The 7,219-nt window shown below is 61.2% G+C and carries 9 protein-coding genes; 5 read left to right on the forward strand and 4 right to left on the reverse strand.

Annotation, left to right across the window (positions count from 1 at the left end; genetic code table 11):
• Positions 1 to 4: 4 nt before the first annotated feature.
• The 3 genes from CER19_RS03575 to CER19_RS03585 form a co-directional block, all read right to left on the reverse strand.
• Complete coding sequence (locus CER19_RS03575) at positions 5 to 751, reverse strand: GntR family transcriptional regulator (protein WP_116665425.1); 747 nt, start codon at positions 749 to 751, stop codon at positions 5 to 7.
• 262 nt (positions 752 to 1,013) lie between these two features.
• Positions 1,014 to 1,517: a murein L,D-transpeptidase family protein gene (locus CER19_RS03580; RefSeq protein WP_047711705.1), complete on the reverse strand. Its 504-nt coding sequence runs from the start codon at positions 1,515 to 1,517 to the stop codon at positions 1,014 to 1,016.
• A gap of 36 nt (positions 1,518 to 1,553) precedes the next feature.
• A complete protein-coding gene (locus CER19_RS03585; RefSeq protein WP_003193976.1) occupies positions 1,554 to 2,102 on the reverse strand; it encodes an NUDIX hydrolase in 549 nt (182 codons plus the stop codon).
• 147 nt (positions 2,103 to 2,249) lie between these two features.
• Between CER19_RS03585 and CER19_RS03590 the strand changes: the two genes are divergently transcribed.
• From CER19_RS03590 to purT, 5 genes are all read left to right on the forward strand, one after another.
• Positions 2,250 to 2,852 (forward strand): CoA pyrophosphatase, encoded by a 603-nt coding sequence (locus CER19_RS03590; protein WP_116665426.1) that lies wholly within the window; start codon positions 2,250 to 2,252, stop codon positions 2,850 to 2,852.
• 35 nt (positions 2,853 to 2,887) lie between these two features.
• Complete coding sequence (locus tag CER19_RS03595) at positions 2,888 to 3,412, forward strand: gamma carbonic anhydrase family protein (protein WP_032895426.1); 525 nt, start codon at positions 2,888 to 2,890, stop codon at positions 3,410 to 3,412.
• Complete coding sequence (locus CER19_RS03600; RefSeq protein WP_116665427.1) at positions 3,409 to 3,624, forward strand: DUF1289 domain-containing protein; 216 nt, start codon at positions 3,409 to 3,411, stop codon at positions 3,622 to 3,624. Before CER19_RS03595 ends, CER19_RS03600 begins: the two co-directional genes overlap by 4 nt.
• A 147-nt stretch (positions 3,625 to 3,771) precedes the next feature.
• Positions 3,772 to 4,239 (forward strand): preQ0 transporter, encoded by a 468-nt coding sequence (locus CER19_RS03605; RefSeq protein WP_116665428.1) that lies wholly within the window; start codon positions 3,772 to 3,774, stop codon positions 4,237 to 4,239.
• A 70-nt stretch (positions 4,240 to 4,309) separates the two neighbouring features.
• On the forward strand, positions 4,310 to 5,491 hold the full coding sequence (purT, locus tag CER19_RS03610) for a formate-dependent phosphoribosylglycinamide formyltransferase (protein ID WP_065939222.1): 1,182 nt from the start codon (positions 4,310 to 4,312) through the stop codon (positions 5,489 to 5,491).
• Positions 5,492 to 5,596: 105 nt separating this feature from the next.
• On the opposite strand, the gene CER19_RS03615 is transcribed toward purT, so the two are convergent.
• Positions 5,597 to 6,907, reverse strand: coding sequence for an MFS transporter (locus CER19_RS03615; RefSeq protein ID WP_116665429.1), 1,311 nt, complete (start codon positions 6,905 to 6,907; stop codon positions 5,597 to 5,599).
• Positions 6,908 to 7,219: the final 312 nt, after the last annotated feature.

The raw sequence follows: 7,219 nt of genomic DNA on the forward strand, positions 1-7,219 counted from the left end.
GCATTCAGGCGGAGTAGTCATGGCGGCGCAGCTCTGCGACGAAGTCGTAGTAATCGTTGCGGCAGTAGGTGTCGGTGATTTCAATGGGCGTGTTGTCGGCGGTGTAGCCCACGCGGGTCATCAGCAGCATGGCGGTGCCGGGGGCGATGCCGACCAGTGCGGCGAACTCATCCGAGGCATTGATCGCCTGGATATGCTGCAAGGCGCGCACGATGGGCTTGCCGATGCTTTCCAGGTATTCGTACAACGAATTGCCGATGGCCTGGGGATGGGGCAGCACGGAGGCTGGCATGGCGGTCATTTCAATCGCCATCACCGTGTCATCGGCTTTGCGCAGGCGCTTGAGGCGCGCCACTTTGTCGGTGGGCGAGAGGCCCAGGCGGATCAGTTCTTCATGGGTTGACGGGGTGATGTCGCGTTCCAGCCACTGGGATGTGGGCACAAAACCCTTGAGCCGCAGCATTTCGCTGAACCCCGACAGGCGCGACAAAGGTTGTTCCAGGCGCGGCGTGATGAAGGTGCCGGAGCCTTGGCTGCGTCGGATCAGGCCTTGAGCCAGCAACACTTCCAGCGCTTTACGGGCGGTGACCCGCGAGATGCTCAACTGCTCGCTGAGCGCGCGTTCCGAAGGCAAGGCCTGTTCGGATTTCCACTGGCCGGCGTGGATCGCTGCTTCAAGGCTGCGGGCCAGTTGCAGGTACAGCGGCGTGGATTGCTTGTCGTCAGGGCGCAGGGCCAGGATGGGATTCATCTGTCAGGTTTCCGATGCGTTATTGGAGTGTTGTCGCCCGGTAATGGCCGAAAACTAATACCACTTAAATACCATGTCAATGCTACCAAAACGGTGCGAATCCCGGTTTCAGGGCGCTTTAATGGGGCCTGGTATCAAGTGGTATTAGAGAGGTCTTTGTGGCGCGCACAAGTGCAGGGTCCCGCGCGGTGAACTGGTATTCACCGGCAGGCGCTGCCTGGGGCAGGAATTATTTTCGAATTATTTTACGAACGGCGCGCGATTACGGCCGAATCTCGATGAGGGTGCCGTCTTTGACCAGGTTCCACACTTCGCGCATATCCACATTGCGCATGCCGATGCAGCCGTCGGTCCAGTCCAGGGTGTGAAACCACTGTTCCGGGTAGTCTTCGGTGTCGGGGGTGCCGTGGATCATGATCATGCTGCCCGGCTTTACGCCTTCGCGGCGGGCGCGGGCGGCGTCGCTGATGTTCGGGTAGGAGATGTGCATGGCCAGGTTGAAGCGGTCGCTGGTCTTGCGCCAGTCGAGCCAGTAGAGGCCTTCGGGTGTGCGGCGGTCGCCTTCGATCAGCTTGTGGCCCTTGGGGTTCTTGCCCAGGGAAATGCGATAGGTCTTGAACGGCTTGCCGTCGTTGATCAGCTGCAGCTGGTGGGCGGACTTGAGGACCAGGACTTTCTCGACCGTTTTACCGTCAAGGGTTTGCACCGTGGAGGCCGGGGACAGCGTGGCGAACGATAGGCAGATCAGAGCAAGCAACCAACGCATTGAAACGGTATCCCTTTGGCGACATTGGCCGGCTTGTTATTGGGCGGGCTTGGACAGCGGTGGCACAGACTCGCTGCGTACCGGGTACGCCTGTTGGCGACGGTCAGCGAAGAAGCATTCTAAGGTACGCCCGACCGTGCGGAAAGCCAGCTCGGACCAAGGGATATCGGCTTCGTCGAACAGCCTCACTTCCAGGCTTTCCTGGCCAGCGGCAAAGTCCAGGTCGATCAGTTCGGCGCGGTAGAAGATATGCACCTGGCTGATGTGCGGCACATTGATCAGGGTATAGATGCTCAGGTTGCGCACCCGGGCGCAGGCTTCTTCCAGGGTTTCACGCATGGCGGCCTGTTCGACGGTCTCGCCATTCTCCATAAAGCCGGCGGGCAGGGTCCAGTAACCCAGGCGTGGCTCGATGGCGCGGCGGCACAGCAGCACTTGGTCGCCCCACACCGGCACGGTACCGGCGACGATGTTGGGATTCTGGTAATGAATGGTGGAGCAGTGGTCGCATACATAGCGCAGGCGTGCGTCGCCTTCGGGAATGCGTTGGGTTACCGGTTTGCCGCACTGGCTGCAGAAATTCATGCTGGGGTTCCTGGACAATGGGCACATCTTGGCTCGGTGCCGGGCGTTCCTGCAAGTTGTCGTTTCGCGACAGCGCTGCGGTTTTGGGGTTGGGCGCCCGCACGCTTTGGTGCATGATGCAAGGTAGCCAACAGACCGAGATGACTCATGCTGGACGAGCTACTTCGCCGGGTAAGCAATCACACCCCCCACACCCTGGAAGCCGACGGGCGTTTCCCCGAGGCTGCGGTGCTGGTGCCGATTACCCGCAGTGACGAACCCGAGCTGATCCTGACCCTGCGCGCCAGCGGGCTGTCGACCCACGGTGGCGAAGTGGCCTTTCCCGGCGGGCGCCGTGACCCCGAAGACCCGGACCTGATCTTTACCGCCTTGCGCGGAGCCGAAGAAGAAATCGGCCTGCCGCCGGGGCTGGTTGAAGTCATTGGCCCGTTGAGCCCGCTGATTTCCCTGCACGGCATCCGCGTAACGCCCTATGTGGGCGTGATCCCCGATTACGTCGAATACCTGGCCAACGACGCCGAGATTGCCGCCGTTTTCAGTGTGCCTTTGGACTTTTTCCGACAGGACCCACGCGAACATACCCACCGCATTGATTACCAGGGCCGCAGTTGGTACGTGCCAAGCTACAGGTTCGGCGAATACAAAATCTGGGGGCTGACGGCGATCATGATCGTCGAGCTGATCAACCTGCTCTATGACGATGCCAAGATCAGCCTGCACCAGCCACCCAAGAGCTTCATCAATCTATAAGCCATCGTTCAAATGGCATGCCGTGAGGAAAAACCATGAAATACCGCCTGGGCGACGCCCGCGTCGAGACGCATCCCCACAGCTGGGTGGCGCCCAATGCCACGCTGGTGGGCAAGGTCAAGCTGGAGGAGGGTGCCAACGTCTGGTTCAACGCGGTGTTGCGTGGCGATAACGAGCTGATCCTGATCGGCAAGAACAGCAACGTGCAGGACGGCAGCGTGATGCACACCGACATGGGCTACCCGCTGACCCTCGGCACCGGCGTGACCATTGGCCATAATGCCATGCTGCACGGCTGCACCGTCGACGACTACAGCCTGATCGGCATCAACGCAGTGATCCTCAATGGCGCCAAGATCGGCAAGCACTGCATCATTGGCGCCAACTCGCTGATCGGTGAAGGCAAGGAAATCCCCGATGGCTCGCTGGTCATGGGTTCGCCGGGCAAGGTGGTGCGTGAGCTGACCGAGGCGCAAAAGCGCATGCTCGAAGCCAGCGCCGCGCACTATGTGCATAACTCGCAGCGTTATGCCCGTGACCTGGCTGAGCAGCAGGAATGAGCACAATTGAACGACCGGTCGCCTCGCCCTGCGTCAGTATTTGCGCGCTGGATGATGACGATATCTGCACCGGCTGCCAGCGCAATGTGGATGAAATCACGCGCTGGAGCCGCATGGACAACGCCGAGCGCCGGGTGGTGCTGGGGTTGTGCCATGAGCGGGCGGTGGCGAGTGGGATGGTGTGGATGACCCCTGGAAAATTTGGCGCCTGACAGGCCGCCATCGCAGGCAAGCCAGCTCCCACCCTTGATGTGTGAATACCTTCAAATGTGGGAGCTGGCTTGCCTGCGATGAGGCCCTGCCAGACGACATCCTTGTAATTGTGTACCCTGTGCGGCATTACCCACAGGTCCATCCCCATGTTTTTCCTGATCGCCTACATCAGCAGCGTCGTGCTGATCAACTTCGCCTTCTCCACCGCCCCGCACCTGGACGTCATCTGGTCTGCCTGGGGTGGCCTGGTATTTATCCTGCGCGACATGGTGCAAACCCGCTTCGGCCATGGCGCAATCATCGCCATGCTGGCGGCGCTGGTGCTGTCCTATATCACCTCCGACCCGTCCATCGCCCTGGCCAGTGCCACGGCGTTTGCGGTGTCCGAGTGCATCGACTGGCTGGTGTTCAGCATCACCAAGCGCCCGCTGCACGACCGCCTGTGGATAAGTTCGGCGCTGAGCATTCCCCTCGATACCTTTATCTTTTTCGGCCTGATCGGCGCACTGACGCCGGCGGTGGCGGGCACGGCGTTGGTGTCCAAGTTCGCCGGTGTCACCGCGGTCTGGCTGATCATGGCCTGGCGCATCCGCCGGCGGGCTGTCGCCAACTGAGGCCAATTTTTACAGTTCATGTAAAATGCCGGCCTTTCTCCCCCATGATCCGCTCCCCTGAGGACCTGAGATGACCCGAATCGGAACTCCATTGTCGCCAACCGCGACCCGCGTTTTGCTGTGTGGCTGCGGTGAGCTGGGCAAGGAAGTGGTAATCGAACTGCAGCGCCTGGGCGTTGAAGTGATTGCCGTGGATCGCTACGCCAACGCGCCGGCCATGCAGGTGGCGCACCGTAGCCATGTGATCAACATGCTTGACGGGGCCGCATTGCGTGCGGTGATCGAGGCGGAGAAACCGCACTTTATCGTGCCGGAAATCGAAGCCATCGCCACCGCGACCCTGGTTGAGCTGGAGGCCGAAGGCTTCACCGTGATCCCCACCGCCCGCGCCACGTCGCTGACCATGAACCGTGAAGGCATCCGTCGCCTGGCCGCTGAAGAGCTGGACCTGCCGACCTCGCCGTACCACTTTGCCGACACTTTCGAAGACTACAGCAAGGCCGTCCAGGACCTGGGCTTCCCGTGCGTGGTCAAGCCGGTGATGAGTTCGTCGGGCAAAGGCCAGAGCTTGTTGCGTAGTGTCGACGACGTGCAGAAAGCCTGGGACTACGCCCAAGAGGGTGGGCGTGCCGGCAAGGGCCGGGTGATCATCGAAGGTTTTATCGACTTCGACTACGAAATCACCCTGCTGACCGTGCGCCACATCGGCGGTACCACTTTCTGCGCGCCGGTGGGTCATCGCCAGGAGAAAGGCGACTATCAGGAGTCCTGGCAGCCGCAGGCCATGAGCCCGATTGCCCTGGCAGAGTCAGAGCGCGTTGCCAAAGCCGTGACCGAAGCCTTGGGTGGCCGTGGCTTGTTTGGCGTGGAGTTGTTCATCAAGGGCGATCAGGTGTGGTTCAGCGAAGTGTCGCCGCGCCCCCATGACACTGGCCTGGTGACCCTGATTTCCCAGGACCTGTCGCAGTTTGCCTTGCACGCGCGCGCCATCCTCGGCCTGCCGATCCCATTGATCCGTCAGTTCGGGCCTTCGGCGTCGGCGGTGATCCTGGTGGAAGGGCAGTCCACCCAGACCGCATTCGCCAACCTCGGCGCCGCGCTGAGCGAGCCGGATACGGCGTTGCGTCTGTTTGGCAAACCTGAAGTGAACGGCCAGCGCCGCATGGGCGTGGCACTGGCGCGGGATGAGTCGATTGAAGCAGCTCGGGCGAAGGCGACCCGGGCTTCCCAAGCAGTTGTCGTAGAACTCTAAAACGGCCCCTGTAGGAGCGAGCTTGCTCGCGAAGGTATTTCAGGCACATTGCGGTGTCGGATGTACCTTTTTCGCGAGCAAGCTCGCTCCTACATTTTTTGGCTTTCAGGCGACCTTGTTCAAGTCGTTATCCCGCGTCTCTTTCAGGCACAGCACCGCAATCAAACTCAGCAACGCTGCCGCCGACACATACCCGCCGACATAACTCAAACCACCCATCGCCACCAGCTTGGTCGCGAAGAAGGGGGCCGCTGATGCACCCACGATCCCACCCAGGTTATACGCCGCCGATGCACCGGTATAACGCACGCGCGTCGGGAACAATTCCGGCAGCAGGGCGCCCATCGGTGCGAAGGTCACGCCCATCAGAAACAGCTCCAACGCCAGGAACAGCGCCACGGCCCAGGTCGAGCCATGGGTCAGCAGCGGCTCCATGGTAAAGCCCGACAGAATCGCCAGGACCGCGCCGACAATCAGCACCGGCTTGCGCCCGTAGCGATCACTGGCCAAGGCGGCCAATGGCGTTGCCAGCCCCATGAACAACACCGCAAAGCACAGCAGGCCGAGGAAGGTTTCACGGCTGTAGCCCAAGGTGGAAACGCCGTAGCTCAACGAAAACGCGGTGGTGATATAAAACAGCGCATAGCACACCACCATCGACGCGGCGCCCAGCAGTACCGGCAGCCAATGCTGGCTGAACAGTTCCACCAGCGGCACTTTCACGGGTTTTTCCTTGGCCACTGCATTGGCGAACACCGGCGTCTCATGCAGTTTGAGGCGTGCGTACAGGCCCACCATCACCAGTGCGGCGCTGAGGATGAACGGAATGCGCCAGCCCCAGCTGCGAAATTGCTCGTCATTCAGGCTCATGGCCAAAATCAGGAACAAACCGTTGGCCGCCAGGAAGCCTATCGACGGGCCCAGTTGCGGGAACATGCCGAACCAGGCGCGCTTGCCCTTGGGGGCATTCTCGGTCGCCAGCAAGGCCGCGCCGCCCCATTCTCCACCCAGGCCGAGGCCTTGGCCGAAGCGCAAAACACACAAGAGAATCGGGGCCCAGGCGCCGATGCTGTCGTAGCCCGGCAGCAAGCCGATCAAGGTGGTGCACACCCCCATCAGCAGCAGTGAAGCCACCAGGGTTGATTTACGGCCGATGCGGTCGCCGAAGTGGCCGAACAACGCCGACCCCAGCGGGCGAGCGATAAAGGCGATGCCGAAGGTCAGAAACGACGCCAGCATCTGCGCGGTGCCGGAGGTCTGGGGGAAGAACACCGGGCCGATCACCAGGGCGGCAGCCGTGGCGTAGATGTAGAAATCGTAGAACTCAATGGCGGTGCCGACGATGCTCGCCGTGGCGACTCGGGCGGTCGAGTTGGCTGGGGCGGGGCTCGAGGCCTCTTGGTAGGTGGTGCTCATGACGTTATCCCTGACGGTTATTGCGCGTTTGGACGCGGATTATTATTGGTCGAACACCCATGGATCAGGGCTGTGCGTGGGGCGGCTCGGGATGGGAGCAAACACCGTTCGGACATGGTAAGGCGGTGCCAGGACACGCTGAGTGCGGGTAGCACGCGGTCGGGCGGGGCTTGGGTAAGCCGCAGGGATTATAGGAAGGGGTTTGTGGGTTTGGGAACCCACAGCAGATCAAGTGTGGGAGCGGGCTTGCTCGCGAATGCGGTGGTTCAGTCAGAACATCTGCTACTGATACACGTCTCTTATACACATTCC

It is taken from the genome of Pseudomonas sp. GL93 (assembly GCF_003408955.1).
Taxonomy (GTDB): domain Bacteria; phylum Pseudomonadota; class Gammaproteobacteria; order Pseudomonadales; family Pseudomonadaceae; genus Aquipseudomonas; species Aquipseudomonas paracarnis.